This is a genomic window from Sphingobacterium sp. HJSM2_6 (assembly GCF_049316305.1).
GTDB lineage: Bacteria > Bacteroidota > Bacteroidia > Sphingobacteriales > Sphingobacteriaceae > Sphingobacterium.
This window is the reverse complement of sequence record NZ_JBMOXB010000073.1, coordinates 1-246: the sequence shown is the minus strand read 5'-3', so window position 1 is coordinate 246 and position 246 is coordinate 1. Positions and strand designations below refer to the sequence as shown.

Below are 246 nucleotides of genomic sequence, written 5' to 3'. Positions count from 1 at the left end.
TATCATCAATGTTTGATAAAACAAATGCTGATTTTGGAAGCGAATCAAAAAATGACTTTTTAACATCTCTGTATTCTGCAAATGTTGGATGATAATCCAAATGATCGTGAGAAAGATTTGTAAAAATTCCTCCCACAAAATGCAAAGCTTCAGTTCGTTTTTGATGAATACCGTGCGAGCTTACTTCCATAAAGCAATGCGTAACCCCAGCTTCAACCATTTCATTTAAATAATGATTAATTGTCA

General features: G+C 32.9%; 1 protein-coding gene. It reads right to left on the bottom strand.

What is annotated here, in order from left to right; all coding sequences use genetic code 11:
- Nucleotides 1-220 (bottom strand): Mur ligase family protein (locus tag ACFRAE_RS17850; RefSeq protein ID WP_422798526.1); only part of this gene is annotated, 220 nt, incomplete at its 3' end.
- Nucleotides 221-246 lie beyond the last annotated feature (26 nt).